Here is a 17,124-nt window from a genome sequence, read left to right as displayed (position 1 = left end):
TGTAAGCTGCAACTTTCAAGATTGGAACTCCATTGTTTAGGTTCAAAGCAACAATTTGCGAGTTCAGAACTCCATCTCTTTAAGTTCAAAAACTACAACGATCGCATCTATAACCTCAGCTTCCAGGCTCAGATCTCAAACGAGCAAGTTCAAGCTCTCGATCGAGCCACTCTAGGAGAAAGACACGATGAAAACACCGCCAATCGATGTACAACGACAGCAGACCAAGGTTCAATTTGCCAACACTCAAGACTACCTCAACTATGAATTAGGCAATGCTCAACGTCGTTTGCCACCGTTGTATATTCGATTGCTCGGATTTAGCATCTGCGCTCTCGTAGGCGGCACGATCGTCTGGGCCACCTTCAGCAAAGTCGATGAAGTAGCAACGGCTCCCGCACAGGTGATTCCAGCTTCGCAAGTGCAGCCAATGCGATCGCTCGCCAGTGGTCTCTTGCGCGAAATCAACGTTACCGAAGGCAAACACGTGCAAAAAGGCGAGGTCTTAGTGCAGCTTGACCCAACGATTTCCGAGTCTGAAGTCGATCGACTTGAAAAGCTATCCCACCAAAGCCGCAATACCCTAGCCCGATTGCAAGCCGAACGCACAGGCAACACCCAAGCCGGAAGCCTGCTGCAAAACCAACTATTAGCTGCCCGACTGCGAGAGTTTCGAGATCGTCGTGCGGCTGCCAATGCCGAAGCCAAGCGTCAGATGAGCGCGATCGAAACCGCACGAGTGAAACTCAGGCAATTGCAGTCAGAATTTTTACATACGAAGACCAAAGCGATCGCGATCCGCTCCTTATCCGTTCAGGGAGCCGTGCCCCGGTTTGACTATCTCGATACTCAGAACAAAGCAAATTCTTTGCAGAAAGAAATCATCGCTCAAGGGCAGGAGATCGAGCAAGCAAAGCAGTCATACCAAACCGCGCTCAAGAACACCACTCGATTAGAATCTGAACGGCAAAGCGAAATTTTGACTCAAATTGACAAACAACAGCAAGAACTTACCGACCTCAACGGAAAACTAACTCAAGCCCAAGCCCAATACAAGCACAGTACGGTTCGCGCTGGGGTAACAGGTACTGTCTACAATATCAAAATCAGCAAAACTGGATCTACAGTACAACCAGGCGATGAAGTCCTATCGATCGTACCTGATGGTGAAACGTTAATCCTTGAAGCCAAAGTGCAAAACCAAAACATTGGATTTGTACGATCGGGGATGAGAGTCAAAGTCAAACTGGCAACCTTTCCCTATCAAGAATTTGGCATGGTCGCAGGAACGGTTAGTAAAGTCAGCCCCAATGCCGTAAACGAACAAAATGGTGGATTAGTGTTTCCAGTTCAGGTTCAACTTAAGCAGCGATCAGTGAGAACCCACGATCGGGAGGTCTTTTTGTCTCCTGGTATGGCAGCAACCGCAGAAATTGTCACCCGTCAGAAAACGGTGATGAGCTTTTTGTTAGATCCAATCACTGCCAGTTGGGATCGTGCTTTCTCTGTTAGATAGGTGTGCAATCGTTCAGTTCAATAGTTTTGAACAGTTTTCTATACTCAATGAAACGATGCCTACTTTAACGGGTTTAGGCTACAAGGCGGTAATAAACGGAATTATCATCAGACAATTTGGCAGACTCTCAAAACCTATCGGAAGCTGTGGAAAATGACGACCCTCGCCAGAGCGGAGTTCTCGAATTTCATCCATAGACCCCGTTTGAACGCCAGTGCGTTGGAGAATGGCTTGCCGCCTCGATCGAATGCATTCGTGCGCGGCGATCGCTGGGCGACGGTGGGCCTCGTGGTTGAGGGCTTCCACCGCCAAATCGTTGAAGGATTCCTCGTCAACCTTTAAGGCTTTTGCCTGAGCCAGTAATCCAGACGGAAAGCGGATCGCGATGCATAATGATTTCGCACTACAGTTACAGTATATGCAACCACTCTAGCCTAAGATGGAAAACTGTAGGAAACCTCTATTTGTATAACAACGTCTATCCCATAGGTAGATGGGAATAAACTGTGTGATGGTTAAAATACAGCATTACTGATTAGAAAGCCATTTTGCAACTCCATCCAGCAATCTTTTTAAATAGATGACAAGTGTAATTTAGAGTGGTCGATCTGGACAGGCATGAAACCTAACATCCTTCGTCATTCTCATCCAGAATCTACTCAATTGTTAGGCGGGCGCTATAAACTCGTCGAACAGCTTCGCTCTGGTGGTTTTGGTCAAACTTTTACAGCTCAGGATCTTCATCTCCCAGGTCATCCATTTTGCGTTGTAAAACAACTGAATCCCCAGGTTAAGAGTTATCAAGATCTACAAGTGGCTAAACGACTCTTTGAGACGGAGGCGCAAACTCTGTATCGGCTAGGCTCTCACCCACAGATTCCTCGACTAATGGCTCACTTCGAGGAAAATAAAGAATTTTATCTAGTTCAAGAGCTAATTGAAGGCCACTCGTTGGATGCCGAATTTGCTACAAAGAATCTTTGGGATGATAGTCAAGTCATCGCTTTTCTGGAAGACATCCTCGAGACACTGGCTTTTATCCATGAGCATCACGTTATTCATCGCGACCTGAAACCTTCAAATCTCATTCGCAGACAAAGCGACAACCGTATTGTCGTTATTGATTTTGGTGCCGTGAAGCAGGTAAGCACACAGTCATCGGCCTCGCCATCAAAAATGAATCACACGATTTCCATTGGGACTCAAGGCTATATGCCTAACGAGCAAATAGCGGGTCGCCCTTGTTTTAGTAGCGATGTTTATGCAGTCGGCATGATTGCACTGGAAGCCCTGACTGGCCAACACCCATCCACAATCCATCCCCATCCTCAAATTGGTGAACTTGACTGGCACGCACTGGTACCTGATAGCGATCCGAAACTGGTCTTATTTCTGGATTACATGTTGCGATACGACTTCCGAAGCCGTTATGCCAATGCTGGAGAAGCGCTGGCAGCTCTCCGGTCTATGTCTGCTGAGCTGAGCCCTTCCAGATCTCCTATAAGTAGTGTTAATCCCGATTTGAGTGATGAGCAACCTAAAGCGCCTCTCCATCCACAAGGAAGCAGTGATTTGGTTTATCAAGACTCATCCTCCTTAATTGCTCACACTGTTCCTGTAAACCTTCATTTGTCTGCAACGCAGTCGATGGAAAGTACTAATAAAGCCATAGTTCAATCCCAGAGATCTCGAAAGCTAGATTTACCTACGGGCATAGGAATTGCACTTTCGCTAGGGGTTGGTTTATTCACTTGGCGAGCCTGCGCTCCTGCTCCTATAACAGAAACCGTTCCTGCAATCTCAGACAAGCCATCCTTAAAATCTTCCGCTCCCGCAAAAATAGGAGCTGCACGTCCCGATTTAGTGGCCGAACCGACAACCCCACCTTCCCAGAAAACCACGCATTCCAGCCCTTTAGCTGAAACAATAAGCCCGCCGGAACCAAAGCTCTCACAACCCCAAACTTCAGTAACGTCAAACAAATATCCGAATGCTGAAGAGACTAGATCGGCACCTATCTTCACTCCCGAAGCGGCCCAAAATACGGTAGAAAGCTTTTATCGTTATATATCTAATAAGAATTGGGATGCGGCACATTCTTTATTCGGTGCTAAATTAGCACAACAATTTGAACCGAGCTTCTATCAGCAGTTTCAGCAGGTGACTGTAAAAAACTTAAAGATTATCGATCGATCGGCTGAGAATATAAGCTTAATCGGCCAGAACACATACTTTTATCCAAATGGAAGCACCCAACTGGAAGAGCGAACCTATGTGGTGGAGATGATTAATGGCCAGCCTTACATAACAGATTCATCCTTTATTCGAGTCATCAAAACGCGAAGCTAAAAAACAAATAATTAAAGCTATGGCTCGCCTTGAATTCACACTGCTCTAGCGCCCTTAGGATGGCAGGTCGGTCGCCAGCGGGGGTTCGGTTAATGGCAAAGCTAGTCAATTGCCGTTAGTGTCCCTAGTTTTTCGCCACAGATTTGAGACGGTCATGCTTGGTATGGTCACGCTGTAAGACCAAGAAGAAAATGGTCAAACAACTGTCTTCATTGGGGAACGCACCAATTTCATCGGACTTGTTCCTAAACTCTCGAAACAATCGTTCGAGCGCATTAGTGGTTCGGACGAGTGGATATAAGGATGGGTTCAAATCATAGAAATTAAAGGTCAAAACAATATCTCTCAAAAAGGAGCGGATGGCATTAGGTTCAACAGACTGCCAAGTCTCGACAAAGACCACCAATCGCTCAATGGCTTCCATCCAATCATCGGTTTTATAGATGTCATAGGCGTCAGTCTTAATCTGGGTATAGCGAAGCTTCTTTGCTTCTGGAAGGTCTAGGGTCTGACCTTGCGCATCTTGGATGGATAAATTCTCATAGCCCAGATGACGCAGCATTGCCCTGATTTTATGAGTGATGCACAGTTGATGCTGGGCCTGAGGTACCCAGGCTTTGAGCACAGCGGGCAATCCATTGGTCCCATCACTGACGACAACCTCAACCCCATCAAGCTTCAATCCACGCTCCTGTAAACCCTTGAAAAAAGACTCCCAGGCGAATTGAGATTCACTCTCGGCAATCTCATAGTGCAAGATTTCACGAGTGCCATCTGGATAAATGGCCATTGCCACTAAAACAACCCGTTCTTCGGCTTGACGCAAGGCGCGCACATGTCCAGCTTGGTCTTCAAAGGTTTCCCCGCTTGCATATTGAATTCTCACCCAAACACCATCGACAAGCAAAATGGGTACAGCAGTGGTAATTTTTGCCGTGCGCCGTTGATTCATCTGCTGTTGAGCGGCTTCTGTGATTCGGTTGATGGCATTGACCGATAATACAGCCCCGAGTAATGGATAGAGCGCTTCTTGCAAGTCTCGCAAGGACAGGCCCATGACATACAGACTTAGACAAAAGTTTAATAGACTGCCAAGGCCCCGTTGATAGCGCCCCAAGATTTGCCAGTCTCGGTCTCTGTTCCCATGGCGCAGCTTGGGTACCGACAAGGATTCGATGCGCCCGTATTCGCTATCAAGGACTCGCTTGAAGTAGCCAGACCGACGAGGTCGTTCTCCCGCAAGCTGATTGAGATGCTCTTGTAATTCTTCGCACAGAGCTGCTTCTAAGACGCTTTGTGCTTGGTGGTGCAGAAAACTCGTGAAACCCTTATAGGGCAATGATTGTCAAAAGATTGCCGTTGTTGAGAACATGGCTGATCGACAACGCAAAATCAAGGTTTCAGGGCTTGATTTAGAGCCAAATGCTCGACTCAATCGAAGCTCAAAAAGTTTTCTGCACCACTAAGCGCTTTGTGTAACCCCCAGAACCTCTGTATTCAGTTTTTCCTGTAGGACTTCGTTCAACTCTGGATATGGATTTTGGGTTTGAACCCGCAGTATTTGGGCTTTGCGTGTGACGATATCCATTCTCTGTTGGCCTGAATCTCTTATCCTCAGACCTTTTCACGCTTTGGCCTCTATGGCGAAAAACTCAGGACACTAACCAATTGCCAGTGGAGACTACCGAGATGCTCTGCTTAAAGCTGATATAACCTGTAGTATGAGTCGTAGGGCTAATTGCTGGGATAATGTAGTAGCTGAAAGCTTTTTTGGTACGCTCAAAATCGAGTTGATTTATCCTAGAATCTTCTCCACAAGAGCAACCGCCCGAACGATCGTCGCAGAATGGATCGAGGTGTTCTACAACCAACAACGGAGCCATTCAACGATTGGATATCTCACACCTATTCAATTTGAAGAAAATTACTGGAGCACTCTAGATTACCCAATGGCAGCTTAACTTACCTGTCCACTCTTTTGGGGTAAGGTCAATTTTATCTGTGCAGTACCGCATAAGAATGGAGTTAATATAGAGGTATTAGAGCTTCCCAAAAAAGAAATTTATGATTCAAAGCGAGTTTTGTCAGATGATGAGCTAATGTGATGAATATTCAACTCTTTGCTTGCGCTCAAGAATATAGTTCAAAAGTAGCGATTGTTTCAAATGAAGGAACATTTACCTACCAAGATTTACTGAATGCTTCTAGTGGGTTCGCGAAATTTCTCCTGTTGGGAGAAGATGATTTAAAAGAACAGCGTATCGCGTTTCTCATTCCACCAAGTTTTGAGTATGTGGCAGTCCAGTGGGGGATTTGGCGAGCTGGAGGAATAGCCGTACCGTTATGTACCGTGCACCCGCGACCTGAATTAGAATATGTCATTTCTAATTCAGGTGCATCGATTGTAATCGCCAACCCCATTTTTGAGAAACTGCTTCGCCCAATTTCTGAAACACTCAATATTAAATTTATACTGACATCGGCCACATTATCCGGTCAAGCCAGTAGCCTGCCAGCGGTAGATATTGGAAGGCGAGCGTTAATTCTGTATACAAGTGGAACAACGGGAAAGCCAAAGGGTGTGGTCATCACTCATGGAAACATCCAAGCTCAAGTTAGTAGCCTCATCGCAGCATGGGAATGGAGTTCGAACGATCGGATTCTACATGTACTGCCCTTACACCATATTCATGGAATTATTAACGTCCTGACTTGCGCATTAGGGGCTGGGGCCGAGTGCCATCTCATTGAAAAATTTAATGCTGATATTGTTTGGAGTCGAATTTGTAACGGTGACTTGACTCTATTTATGGCAGTGCCGACAATTTATGTAAAGCTGATTGCCGCATGGAAGTCAGCATCGCAGGATCGCCAGATCGCTATGTCCCAAGGCTGTGCCAAAATGCGTCTCATGGTTTCTGGCTCGGCAGCATTACCCATTCAAGTGTTAAACCAATGGAAGGATTTAAGCGCACACGTACTGCTTGAGCGATATGGTATGACTGAAATAGGCATGGCATTATCGAACCCTTTAAGGGGAGAACGAAAACATGGCTCAGTAGGTTTTCCACTGCCGCAAGTTGAAGTTCGACTGGTCGATGAGTCAGGACAAGTCGTTCCCCCAGGGATGCCAGGAGAAATTCAAGTCAAAAGTCCTGGAGTATTTTTAGAGTACTGGCAAAACCCAGAAGAAACTGGAAAAGCGTTTTGCGAAGGCTGGTTTTGCACAGGAGATTATGCAGTCGTCGAGGATAGTAGCTACCGGATTTTGGGTCGCATCAGTGTCGACATCATCAAAACTGGGGGCTACAAAGTCTCAGCTTTAGAAATTGAAGAGGTACTGAGAACCCATCCCAACATTCGAGACTGTACAGTCGTGGGAGTCGAAGATCCTGAGTGGGGAGAAAGGGTTTGTGCCGCTTTAGTATTAAGAGGATCGCAAACTTTAACAGTCGAATCCTTCCGAATTTGGGCAAAAACACAATTGGCTGTTTATAAGATTCCGACACAAATAATAATCGTAGAAGAATTACCTCGCAACGCAATAGGAAAGGTTACAAAGCCAACTGTAATTCAGTATTTTCGAAGTTGATTGAAGCAATCGCTTCTCGTTTTGGTGGGTTGGGAGGACACCAAAACAAATTTTTGGTAGATACTCCAAGCGATTCCAGAATCCCGCGCAGCCGTTCAGTACAGCTCATCCAATATTCTAAATCTTGATACATGAGATCGGGGTTAAAATCTAGATTGTAATGCACCACATTAGGAAGTTTTAAAAACTCGTCTGAGAGTTGGGGAGAAAGAAGTAATAGAATAAACGGCTTTCCTTGAAATTTCTTGTGCAACTTATGTGCCAAATCCTTTACCCCTTCAAAATCTGCAATACCTGTTCTAATAAAAATCGCCCGATCGCAATATTGAAGAGTATACAAAAATCTTTCGGAACGAGCCGAATAACGAACGCGCATCCGCTCATACACAGCGGACATATTGCAATAAGTATCGTCTGTCTCTTCAACCTCGTGAGCGAAGGATAGACCCGTCCACTTACGGTGGTAGAGTCTTCCCGCATCCGAATCGTAGTGAAGATACGTAGGGTTCCACATATCGAAAAACTGCTCTTCAATAATATCTGCGACATCACCAATTTTAGTAGTTCGCGTTAAATCGAAAGGGTAAGCAGGGCCATCAAATCCCATTTTGTACAGCAGCATACGGACAGCGCAGCGATCGCCTAAGGGTACAATTGCAATGCGTTGTAGATCCTGCAAAGCACATTTGTATTGCAACCATACAGCAGACCTAGAGGGGACTTTTACCCGACTTTCTAAACCATCTGTACTTATCATCAAGGTTCGGAAGGGGGTATCAGGATTGAGCAGATCTTCATAGACTCCAGATTGCATTGTTTTTAATGCACAACGAACCTCTTGCCACATGGGTTGAATATTGTACTCATTGTCCGATTCGTTAAAAATACAGAGACAAGAACCGTTCTCTTTAAGAATTCCTAAATGTCCATCATAAAAGATTAGTTGCGGATTGTTGAGCGCAATGTGATTTAAGGTTGATGCAAATTCAAACCTGGAATTAGGAGGAATATTAACATTGGTTTCAATATGGCTATCCTCATTCACAGCAAAGAAGGCGACATTGCTCTGCTGCGTCTGACTCGTAAGATAGATACCAGGCTTTAACCCTGCTTTTCTTTGTAAAGCCGTTTGCAGTTCTTGCCAGTAAGGAGAGATCGTGTAGCTATAGGAAGAGAGATTGCTGATTATTAATTTATTTTCTTCAGGTTTAGCCGTTACTTGGAAACCAACCTTGTCGGCATAGACTAACACTTCTTTGGTTTTAAGAGAACAATACGTATCTTTTTTGAACTCGATATTATTAATCTCGAAAAAGTTTAGGTCAATCGCTTGATACATAAGCTGGTGACCGATCAGGTTAGGATGAGATGGATCGAAAGAGGTGCCTTCTCTCCATCGCCCTTGCCCGTCATCTACAGCTGATAACCAATCCAAGACCATTTCATTCGAATTTAACATCCGGTTGTGGGTATCTAGCAATAACGAGTAATGCTCGGCACAATAGTCGTTATGAGGATAAACACTGCCTAGTATGGGGAGTGCTCCCAAGTCTCGTGTCATTTTCACAAGTTGCTGCAACCCTGCTTCGAAGCGCCTCTGAACTGATTTTCTTTGATGAGGAGCGCAGTGTGCCAACCCCTCATTACCCAGAGAAAGAGAAACGATCACGATATCAGGTTGTTCCCGTGCAACAACTGAAGGAAATCTAGCGATTGTTCGACTAGCATTCGCACCGACTTCGGAGGCATTTACAACTTGATGTCCAAATTTTAGCCGAAGGGACTGTCCTAAGAGCCAGCTCCAGCCTCTAAACATCCAAGCTTTGTATCCAAGCGCTACTGAACTCCCAAGGACTAGGATTTTGAGATTTTCACTGCCCTGGCTCAGATTCTGTTTAGTAGAAGTTTCTTCCAGATATCCAAACGGATGTGATTGAGCATAATTAAACTCACCGTCATCTATAACAATTACAGCCGAGGCATCCTCATGCTGTACTGGAATCCAACGGTTGAGACCCAGCGCTTCAAACTGCCGAGTGCCATCTGAGGATAGACGGACATACTTATATTCAATTCTTTGAGAATCCACTGTATTCAAACAAGGCTGAATATCAATGTTTTCTTCTGTCCACCATAAAGGATATCTTTCAGAATTTGTTCGTAGTAGAATACACTTTGTAACTTGCCAATGACCCAGTTCAGGTGTTGAGCCTACAATACCAATGGATTCACCAATTTGAGTATATGCATTGATCTGAAATCGATACATAGCTTTCTTCTTGATAAGAATATAGATATTGGACACTAAGGCAAAATCTGTTGAATTAGTTCAAGATATCATCTCGATCTAAAAATGTATGTATTCTAAAGATCTCTTCCATTAAGCAGAGCGATTCTTGAAAGTCTTAGCTTAAGAGTGTCAAGTATTCGCTTTTATAACTTAGTAGTGAAGATCTATACCTCTCTTTTATCACTCTAGGCAGAGGAAAATACGAATTCTGGCACAAAAAGGAGAGGTAGGCGACACGCTAACGGCTGACAACATTACACTGGCGATCGAGCCAATGAATCGTTATCAAACCTAAACACAGCAGCAGATGCAGTTGAGCTGTGCAAGCAGGTGACAGGTGAATCATCCGCAAATCGGCATTTTATTTGATGTGTTCCACGCTAACATCGAAGAAAAATGTATTCCGGCTGCAATTCGCGCTGCTGGTTCTTACCTAAAACATCTGCACGTCTGCGAAAACGATCGTGGCATTCCTGGAACAGGTCACCTAAATTGGTCAGCTCTATTGAAGGCACTTCAAGAAATCCGTTACGACGACTGGGTTGTCATCGAAAGCTTCAATTTTTATGATGCCCACTTATCAGGAGCTGCATGCGTTTGGCGTGATTTGGCACCTTCTCCAGAGGCGATCGCTTATGAAGGCTTGCCCTTTCTCAAAGAAACTGCAAATAGAATGGGGTATTCTCGATTGGAATAAATCTTTATTGTCTTTACTACAAAGTTCGCATCTATACCCTCCCTGGTTCTGACGGATACTGCAGGAAGATTTTCTGTTAAGTTATTGATGTTTCACTTGCTTCTGCACAGGCGCCATAACTCAACAGGCGATCGTTCCTCTCATCCCTCAGCTTCAAGCTATCACACTTGCTCCTACACTCCTTTAAACCTGAATATCTGCCTTCCGCAACAGTGCGACTAACTCCGGTTCAGTTTTCTTAGATCGTGCGGTCTTCTGCGATGCCTTCGCTTTGGCGATCGCAGGTTTCCGTCCTGGCTTCAGCTTTGCAGCCTTAGCTTTCGCAGAGACTGGAGCTTTCGCCACTTCAGCCACAGGCTCGGACTGGGGTATTGGCTCCTTCGGTTTTCGCCCCGGACGCTTCGGTTCAGCGCCTGCTGTTTCTCCTAGAAAATAGCTGGATGGTGCGGAAGCCTTTTGCCATTTCCCATCTTTCACTCCGGCAAATAAGACCGACTTAATTCTGATTCCCTCCTCTTTGAGCTCTTCAGGACTGAGATCGCCGTAGAGCGTTTGAATAATCGTGTCGTAGTGCAACATTTCGCCTGGATGTTGACTCAGTATCTGAGCGAGCTAAAGGCTCTCAAAATCAAGGATGCTGTCTTTAGATGTAAGGCGATGCCCGTCTAACCGATCGCGATTGAGGATAGGTGGATGAGCTTCGCAAGGGTATGTCTCCTATCAATTGCGCGGGAGAGAGTCAAGGTTTTTCCATCAGTAGGCACTTCAGAAATCCTAACTCTCTCTTTGAACTCAGCGAACAACCCAGAGAATCGACGGCCCGTTCGAATTAGCGACGGCTGCGGATGCGTTGGTCGTTACGTTGGTCGACGTTGTTGCGGGTCCCTTTGATATCGCTGTCGTTGAGCGCGTCTTGGAGGTTGACTTCGTCGCCGCGGCCCCGACCCCGTCCGGTATCGATGCTTTGGCGGTTGGTTTGACGCACTCGGTTGCCGTTGCCGTCAACGGTGCTCACGTTGGTGCTCGTTTGGGAGTTCCCCGTGTCTTGAGCGTGGGAGGGGAAGGCGATTGCACCGAGGGTTGAAAGAGCCAGCAGGGTCACGATAATCTTTTTCATGGTAGGTTTCCTTCTGTAAGCTGATTGGGTTGAGGTTCGGTCGAGCGCGCTTGGCTTTCTGTTCCGATATGTGTATCTTCGCGTTAATAGCCGGGACAGACAGTGATATCTACCGGCATTGGAGGGCGATCTTTTCAGCGTTTAATCGGTGATGGCGATCGCGATGCGTTAACCCTCGGTTGCACGTCCTAAACTAAAATGGCACTGTAAGCTACCAGATGATTATGGGTTTTCCCAGTGGGGTGAATTTGTCTGAAAGCCTTTAGCTTCCTCGCGGGAACCTCCGCGTTCTATCTGTACTCAGATGAACGTCGAGAGGATGTCACATACTTGCCACTCCATCAATCAAACCAAAACGACCTTAGTCTTATTCGTTTGACAGGCGGCAGGATTAAAAATGGCTCAATCTCAACCCAGACAAGGGATTCCCATGTAGCTCCTGACGACATTGCTGGGAGTGGCTGTTGGGGCAATTGCGATCGCCAAGGTGCATCCCTTTCTCGCCAAGAATGCTCCTATTGCGGCAGACATTCTAGTTGTCGAGGGATGGCTACCGGATTTTGCGCTTAAGGCTGCAATGAGCGAATTCGATAAAGGTACTTATCGACAATTGGTAACTCTCGGTGGTGCAATACCACACGGATCTTACTTACTTCGATGACTTACTCCCTCTCCGCCACAAAGTTGGTCACATACCAAAAATGTCCCCAAGCCTATAAACTTCGCTACAAGCGGGAGCTTAACGCGCCTAGTGCATTCGGTTCGCCAGACTTGGGTAATGCCTTACATCTGGCGCTGGCAATGGCCTATCGAGATTGGGACTACAGCGAACATAAGCCTGGGTTCGAGGTAACGGCAGCCCACCAGGACAGGTACAGGAGCTGATCTCCGGGTTAGCCCTTCGACTGCGCAACGATAGCGAATGGGAGCTAAGCACAGGAGCATTGCAAGCGATGCACCTATCAGAAGCACTGCGGGGCGGTCTGCGATCGGCCTGAGCCGTTGCCGGAGGGTGGGCGGAAGTTGAAGCAGGCGCAGTTGGCTTTGGCGGTGTGACTACTTTCTCTTGCTTTTGTGGCGATCGACTGTAAATTTTGCAGCAGTCCCTCGCCATAGAATGACTATTGGAATACCGTTTATCAAAAGGAATGGAAGGCTTGAAAGGACTCCTGATGTAATAGATAGACTTAAAGTTAATAAAGCAAAGCCTCCAAAGATTACCCACCCCGTAATTAAGATCCACCACGGGATTCTTCCTCCGGCTATGCCTCTAAAAGCTCTACCCTCCAAGCCGATTGACTGAATAAGGTCAAATCCAGAGGGCAGCCTGTCTGGGTTTGGTGTTTTTGACTCTAGAGGAATTTCAACAATAAATCGATCTTTATCCGATCTCTTAGGGGGTAGATATGGATCGTACTCTTCATTGTCTCTCATATTTTTGTTTAGTCATTCAATAGGAGAAGCCTTCGATCTCCAATCAAAGATTTCCTCCAACTGCTCCAGAGTAATCAGCCCATAGTTCCAAAGCACTATCGGCAGCTCGGTGGCGGTGGGCTGCTGTTGGCGAGTCGCTATAGCAAGGGCTGCTTCAGATAAGCCCAGGTTTTGCGTGAGATAGTGGAGAAAGTATGGGTCGTTCACTAGTTTTAGCAGAGGCTTTGCATGCATTAAGCGTGCCCGATAGCGTAACGCGTTTTGCGCACGATGATGAGAGTTGGGTCTAAAAGTTTATGCAGTACAGCGGTGAGGAGCGATCGCATCCCCTAGCACATCATTAAATCTAGGGTTGCCTCTTCCTAAGGCTTTCCTTAAGAATTTTCAAGGTTGATAGCGATAGGGAGCCTGCTGATTGTCGTATGCTGCCTGAGAACGAGTCTCTGGGGTGACACAGACGACATCACCTGAGAATGCTTCACGCCACACATAACCTTGACGACAGGTATTGGGTCCGTAGGCTCCTCCGTAAGGTTCAACTCGATAGCGGGCCTGTTGATTATCCCGAGCAGTCTGAGAACGGACACTGGGTCTTACACAAACATGGTCATCTGCATTAGCTTCTCGCCAAACATAGCCTTGACGACAAGTATCAGGTCCATAGGCTCCTCCGGCACTGGCACTCTGCGGGATTGCCATCATGCTAAGGCTCATTCCACCAAGGCATAAAGGAATCAATGAGAATAATCGTATGCTTTTCATATTGGGGTGCTCTGTATCGATAGATTTATCCTCGCTGACTCGTCTAATTTGGTCTGTGATTCTTATATGAATTGGATCGCGATCTTGCTCACTCCTCAGTTGCACCAACTGCTACAGCCTCAGCAATTCCGGTCATGTTCAGAACCTCTGCTCTGTCCAACTTGCCAAAGTATTCATGTGTTCAGACAGGGAAAGTCCGCCGAAGGAAAGTCTCGCTATAGATGCCTGAACCCAGATTGTCAGCGCAACACCTTCATCTTGAACTACTCTTACCAAGGTCGCTTGCCTGAAGTCAAACAACAGATCGCCGAGATGGCTCTTAACGGCAGTGGCATACGGGATACAGCGCGCGTGCTTAAGATTAGTCCATCCACGGTGATTGAGGAGTTAAAAAAAGGGTCAGACCTAAAGGCAGTCAATGAAGCCCGACTGTCTGAGCTGGAACCCCATCAAACCATCTCGAACCTCTGTCAATGGGAGGACATAGAAGCAGAAGCCGATTAAATGTGGAGCTTTGTCGGAGATAAAGCACAACAACGATGGTTATGGCACGCCATTGACCATCACTCAGCAGAAGTCTTGGCCTATGTCCTGGACACTCATCAAGATAAGGCGTTTGCGAGGCTCAAAGGCTTATTAGAACCCTTTGGTATTACTCAGTTTTATACGGATGACTGGGGAGCCTACGAACGCTTGCTACACCCTGCCGAGCATACGGTAGGTAAGCGCAATATCCAAAGGATTGAGCGCAAACATTTAACCTTCCGCACTCAGATTAAGCGATTAGCTCGCAAAACCATTTGTTTTTCCAAATCAGTTGTAGAGCATGAAGCAGGAGAGGAGATCGCAGCAGCGGACGACGGCGTGGGATGAACTGCTGGTTGTGAAAGCTTGAGACAAGGGTATCAAACCATCAATTCAGCTTTGATTTTAGCTAGAGCGACGGCCTCCTTATCGCTTACCTTGTTGCTACCCGTACCAAATAATCCGCTGCCAGCAGCATTCGCGACTGCATCGGCGCAATCGTAAAGAAATTCTTTATATTGGCTAATTTCTTCAGGGGTAGCTTTGCCCTCCACTACACTTAAAGCATTTTGGGCGGAGACGATCGCCCGATCGACAATGGCACCAGACTCTACATCTTCTGGCTTAAAATTTGGTTTTTGTAGTTTGATTTGTCCGCTCTTTAGAACCTCTTCCGAAAAGACAGATTGAATGATAGAGTTGCCGGGATATTTCTTGGCTACAGTTGTTAATTGTTTAGATAATGCAACGGCCTCAATAGCCGTAGAGATAATTCCCATGTCAACTAACGCAACGGCCATCCCAACGGACATGGGTGCCTCAGAAATCTTTTCTAATTCTTGCTGTGTATAATCAGTCATAGTTTTTTAGCGATTGGTAAAGTAACTATTCGGGAGCTTAATAATTGTCAGGACTAGTATTCTGCGCGCTTCTCTTTCGATCGGCGGGAGCAAGTAGCAACAGACACAAAAATAACTTGCGGGCTGAACTGAAGGACTCTACCGTAAGGATGACATTCAAGTAAACGACAGTGAAAGACATCGATCGCGAAATCCAGAGATTGATCCATCAGAATGATACTGATATCCAGCACTGAGAAGGCGGGTTGACCTTCTTCTCAAAACGATTTATGCGGTCTGCTCGCTCAAAAACTGATGCACCTGACTGATAATGATGGCTCCTCTCACCCCCTGCCGAAGCTACCCATTTCACAGACCCCGATCACACGTCGCCAGAGCCGCAAAGCTCCCCGGAACGCTCGTCTCTAAAAGCATCGGATGTCACTGTAGCGGCCAGCTTTCACTATCAATTAACCCAATGCCCGTACAAATAAAGCCCTTTTCATCCAATATCAAACACCCTTGCAGCCATTGCGTATTGAGAACTGCACCAATGGGCAGGGTTTCTACCAGCCCTAGCGATTCCGCTAATTCCAGGTTAGAGGGGTTGTACAACGGCTTCTTGCCCAGATGTTACTTTAGGTCAGGAAGGCCTTTCATCCCATCACTTTGAACCCTTTTGCCTCTTTTGTCAATTTACCTCAGTTAAGTAATTATCTTTAAAGTTCGATTATGTCTACTCAAGATTTCTATGCCACCTTACCCGAACTAACTTGTTTTCTAGACCTTGCCAATCCAGAGCGCTACGCAGAAGTCCCGGATGACTGGTATATTCTCATAACCGATGTTGTAGGGTCTACCCAAAAAATCGCGCAAGGCTATTACAAAGAAGTCAACTTACTGGGTGCCAGCTCTATTATTGCCGTGTTGAATGCCATTCGACCAGTAGAGATTCCCTTTGTTTTTGGCGGAGATGGGGCCTCTTTATCGATCCCCCCCGCCTGTCTGTCTCTCGCCCGCGATGCGCTTATAGGCGTCCGCCAACTAGCGCGCACCTCCTTTGCGATGGAGCTACGAGTGGGGATTGTCCCTGTCGCCACAGTGAACCTGAAATACCCGTTGAAAGTGGCCAAATGTCGGTTGACATCTCATTACTGTCAGGCCAGCTTTATAGGCGGCGGCATGACCTACGCCACGGATTTAATTAAAACTAAGGCAATCTACCGACTTGAGGGAGTCCAGCAGCCTGTAACCGCAGACCTCACTGGAATGGAGTGCCGCTGGCAGGAAGTACCGAGCCGATTTACTCATACTCTAAGTCTAATTGTTGCTGCAACGCCTCGCGATAAAACGGTTAACGACAGGATTTACCAGGACATCCTAGAGGCCGTTGAGCAGATCTATGGAACGATCGAAAACTATCACCCCATCGACCTTGCCGCGCTAAAGCTTACGTTTAATCCCGTCAAACTCAGCGCTGAAGTTAAAGCGAGAGCTAGCTCTACTCGGCTTTGCAGTCGCGCTCGATACCTGCTCCAAGTCTTGCTGGAAAACGGGATTGGACTGATTGCAATACAGTTCGACCTGCGCTTAGGGGGCGTGGATTGGGGGCGTTACAAGCGCGAACTTCGAGCCGCTTCTGATTGCCAAAAAATTGATGATGCTCTCCGCATGGTTCTTGCCGGAACGCCCGAGCAAACGGAGCAACTGACCCAATACCTAGAAAGTCGTTTTCAAGCTGGCCATCTTGTCTATGGCATTCATATTTCGGATCGCGCCCTTTTGACCTGTCTCATTCTGGACCGACGGAACCGCCATCTACATTTGGTTGATGGGGCTGGTGGGGGCTATGCCTTTGCGGCGCGAGAGCTCAAATTACGACAGCGTGCCCGGAACAATCAGATAGTCTGACGGGACGACTTTCTGCGTCAATGCTACAGGCTGTTTGGTGATGAGGCGATCGCAGCAGTCGCACCCCGCTTTTCAACAAAAAGCTCCCAAAA

The 17,124-nt window shown here is 46.6% G+C and carries 20 protein-coding genes and 2 pseudogenes; 11 read left to right on the top strand and 11 right to left on the bottom strand.

The genetic code is table 11. The annotated features are described in order from the left end of the window. Nucleotides 1–187: 187 nt before the first annotated feature. Nucleotides 188–1,516 carry an HlyD family type I secretion periplasmic adaptor subunit gene (locus tag R6H26_RS10765; RefSeq protein ID WP_404790449.1) on the top strand — a complete coding sequence of 443 codons (1,329 nt, stop codon included), beginning with the start codon at nt 188–190 and terminating at the stop codon, nt 1,514–1,516. Between the two features lie 78 nt (nt 1,517–1,594). Here the strand turns inward: R6H26_RS10765 and R6H26_RS10760 are convergent, their stop codons facing one another. Continuing rightward, on the bottom strand, nt 1,595–1,876 hold the full coding sequence (locus R6H26_RS10760; protein WP_404791282.1) for a hypothetical protein: 282 nt from the start codon (nt 1,874–1,876) through the stop codon (nt 1,595–1,597). Nucleotides 1,877–2,134: 258 nt separating this feature from the next. Here R6H26_RS10760 and R6H26_RS10755 point away from each other — a divergent pair, with 258 nt between their 5' ends. Further along, nucleotides 2,135–3,865 (top strand): protein kinase, encoded by a 1,731-nt coding sequence (locus R6H26_RS10755; protein ID WP_404790448.1) that lies wholly within the window; start codon nt 2,135–2,137, stop codon nt 3,863–3,865. Nucleotides 3,866–3,989: 124 nt separating this feature from the next. On the opposite strand, the gene R6H26_RS10750 is transcribed toward R6H26_RS10755, so the two are convergent. After that, complete coding sequence (locus R6H26_RS10750; RefSeq protein WP_404790447.1) at nt 3,990–5,204, bottom strand: transposase; 1,215 nt, start codon at nt 5,202–5,204, stop codon at nt 3,990–3,992. Nucleotides 5,205–5,327: 123 nt separating this feature from the next. Further along, nucleotides 5,328–5,453 (bottom strand): hypothetical protein, encoded by a 126-nt coding sequence (locus R6H26_RS10745; RefSeq protein ID WP_404790446.1) that lies wholly within the window; start codon nt 5,451–5,453, stop codon nt 5,328–5,330. Between the two features lie 79 nt (nt 5,454–5,532). Here R6H26_RS10745 and R6H26_RS10740 point away from each other — a divergent pair, with 79 nt between their 5' ends. After that, on the top strand, nt 5,533–5,826 hold the full coding sequence (locus tag R6H26_RS10740) for an integrase core domain-containing protein (RefSeq protein ID WP_404791280.1): 294 nt from the start codon (nt 5,533–5,535) through the stop codon (nt 5,824–5,826). A 143-nt stretch (nt 5,827–5,969) separates the two neighbouring features. After that, nucleotides 5,970–7,457: an acyl-CoA synthetase gene (locus R6H26_RS10735; protein ID WP_404790445.1), complete on the top strand. Its 1,488-nt coding sequence runs from the start codon at nt 5,970–5,972 to the stop codon at nt 7,455–7,457. Here R6H26_RS10735 and R6H26_RS10730 read toward each other — a convergent pair. Then, nucleotides 7,420–9,726, bottom strand: a complete 2,307-nt coding sequence (locus R6H26_RS10730; protein ID WP_404790444.1) for a DUF1796 family putative cysteine peptidase — start codon at nt 9,724–9,726, stop codon at nt 7,420–7,422. The two genes, R6H26_RS10735 and R6H26_RS10730, sit on opposite strands and share 38 nt — an antisense overlap. A 358-nt stretch (nt 9,727–10,084) precedes the next feature. Here R6H26_RS10730 and R6H26_RS10725 point away from each other — a divergent pair, with 358 nt between their 5' ends. After that, nucleotides 10,085–10,444, top strand: a complete 360-nt coding sequence (locus tag R6H26_RS10725) for a sugar phosphate isomerase/epimerase family protein (RefSeq protein WP_404790443.1) — start codon at nt 10,085–10,087, stop codon at nt 10,442–10,444. A 183-nt stretch (nt 10,445–10,627) separates the two neighbouring features. Here the strand turns inward: R6H26_RS10725 and R6H26_RS10720 are convergent, their stop codons facing one another. Beyond that, the gene (locus R6H26_RS10720) at nt 10,628–11,023 is read right to left on the bottom strand and encodes a hypothetical protein (protein WP_404790442.1); all 396 of its coding nucleotides are present in this window, start codon (nt 11,021–11,023) and stop codon (nt 10,628–10,630) included. 250 nt (nt 11,024–11,273) lie between these two features. Further along, the gene (locus R6H26_RS10715; protein ID WP_404790441.1) at nt 11,274–11,561 is read right to left on the bottom strand and encodes a hypothetical protein; all 288 of its coding nucleotides are present in this window, start codon (nt 11,559–11,561) and stop codon (nt 11,274–11,276) included. A 657-nt stretch (nt 11,562–12,218) separates the two neighbouring features. Here R6H26_RS10715 and R6H26_RS10710 point away from each other — a divergent pair. After that, on the top strand, nt 12,219–12,446 hold the full coding sequence (locus R6H26_RS10710; protein WP_404790440.1) for a PD-(D/E)XK nuclease family protein: 228 nt from the start codon (nt 12,219–12,221) through the stop codon (nt 12,444–12,446). A 171-nt stretch (nt 12,447–12,617) separates the two neighbouring features. Here the strand turns inward: R6H26_RS10710 and R6H26_RS10705 are convergent, their stop codons facing one another. The 3 genes from R6H26_RS10705 to R6H26_RS10695 form a co-directional block, all read right to left on the bottom strand. After that, nucleotides 12,618–12,995, bottom strand: a complete 378-nt coding sequence (locus R6H26_RS10705; RefSeq protein WP_404790439.1) for a hypothetical protein — start codon at nt 12,993–12,995, stop codon at nt 12,618–12,620. 12 nt (nt 12,996–13,007) lie between these two features. Then, nucleotides 13,008–13,202 carry a DUF2949 domain-containing protein gene (locus R6H26_RS10700; protein ID WP_404790438.1) on the bottom strand — a complete coding sequence of 65 codons (195 nt, stop codon included), beginning with the start codon at nt 13,200–13,202 and terminating at the stop codon, nt 13,008–13,010. 177 nt (nt 13,203–13,379) lie between these two features. Then, entirely contained in the window at nt 13,380–13,697 is a 318-nt protein-coding gene (locus R6H26_RS10695; protein WP_404790437.1) for a hypothetical protein, read from the bottom strand. A gap of 126 nt (nt 13,698–13,823) precedes the next feature. Here R6H26_RS10695 and R6H26_RS10690 point away from each other — a divergent pair. From R6H26_RS10690 to R6H26_RS10675, 4 genes and pseudogenes are all read left to right on the top strand, one after another. Beyond that, nucleotides 13,824–13,976, top strand: a pseudogene (locus R6H26_RS10690) (IS1 family transposase); the annotation flags it as partial. A 39-nt stretch (nt 13,977–14,015) separates the two neighbouring features. Then, the gene (locus tag R6H26_RS10685) at nt 14,016–14,261 is read left to right on the top strand and encodes an IS1-like element transposase (protein ID WP_404791278.1); all 246 of its coding nucleotides are present in this window, start codon (nt 14,016–14,018) and stop codon (nt 14,259–14,261) included. Next, nucleotides 14,262–14,576, top strand: a pseudogene (locus R6H26_RS10680) (IS1 family transposase); the annotation flags it as partial. A 7-nt stretch (nt 14,577–14,583) separates the two neighbouring features. After that, a complete protein-coding gene (locus R6H26_RS10675) occupies nt 14,584–14,652 on the top strand; it encodes a DUF4113 domain-containing protein (RefSeq protein WP_404791276.1) in 69 nt (22 codons plus the stop codon). 10 nt (nt 14,653–14,662) lie between these two features. Here the strand turns inward: R6H26_RS10675 and R6H26_RS10670 are convergent, their stop codons facing one another. After that, on the bottom strand, nt 14,663–15,142 hold the full coding sequence (locus R6H26_RS10670; protein ID WP_404790436.1) for a hypothetical protein: 480 nt from the start codon (nt 15,140–15,142) through the stop codon (nt 14,663–14,665). Nucleotides 15,143–15,562: 420 nt separating this feature from the next. After that, a complete protein-coding gene (locus tag R6H26_RS10665) occupies nt 15,563–15,736 on the bottom strand; it encodes a hypothetical protein (RefSeq protein ID WP_404790435.1) in 174 nt (57 codons plus the stop codon). A 117-nt stretch (nt 15,737–15,853) separates the two neighbouring features. Between R6H26_RS10665 and R6H26_RS10660 the strand changes: the two genes are divergently transcribed. Then, nucleotides 15,854–17,032 carry a DUF3095 domain-containing protein gene (locus R6H26_RS10660; RefSeq protein WP_404790434.1) on the top strand — a complete coding sequence of 393 codons (1,179 nt, stop codon included), beginning with the start codon at nt 15,854–15,856 and terminating at the stop codon, nt 17,030–17,032. Nucleotides 17,033–17,124 lie beyond the last annotated feature (92 nt).

Source organism: Altericista sp. CCNU0014, from assembly GCF_044923475.1.
Classification (GTDB): domain Bacteria; phylum Cyanobacteriota; class Cyanobacteriia; order Thermosynechococcales; family Thermosynechococcaceae; genus JAAURS01.
The sequence above is the reverse complement of the archived record's forward strand: the minus strand, read 5'-3'. Positions and strand labels throughout refer to the sequence as shown.